Source organism: Olavius algarvensis spirochete endosymbiont, from assembly GCA_900608495.1.
Taxonomy (GTDB): Bacteria; Spirochaetota; Spirochaetia; order DSM-2461; family DSM-2461; genus UBA2779.
Genome location: UWYT01000165.1, coordinates 1 through 422 on the forward strand (window position 1 = coordinate 1; position 422 = coordinate 422).

Consider the following 422-nt stretch of genomic DNA (forward strand, 5'->3'; position numbering starts at 1 on the left):
AGATTGCCCTGATGAGTTTCAAGAGCGACTATCTTGGGCGTATGAACAGGATAGAGTACCCCGATGGCGAGGTGATAGAGTACTTCTACGATCAGGGAGGCCAGCTTGATAAGGTGCTTAGCACTCGGAAAGATGGGAATCAGTCCAGGGAGAAATACCTGATTGAGCGGATTGGCTATGATGAGTATGGCATGAGAACCTTCATTGTATTCGGCAATGGCGTCAGGACTGATTACAGCTACGATCCCTACCGACGCTGGCTGGAAGAGCTGGAGAGCGAGAACAGCTATGGACGGAACCTTCAGGATTTGAGCTATACCTTTGATGAAGTCGGGAATGTGCTTAGCAGGAGCAGCACCAGCCATCGTTCGAGCAGTACTCACAGCTATGAGTATGACGGTCTCTATCAGCTGATTTCCGCC

The 422-nt window shown here is 50.2% G+C and carries 1 pseudogene; it reads left to right on the forward strand.

What is annotated here, in order from left to right:
- Positions 1-11: 11 nt before the first annotated feature.
- Positions 12-422: pseudogene (locus S1OALGB6SA_RS04110) on the forward strand (hypothetical protein); the annotation flags it as partial.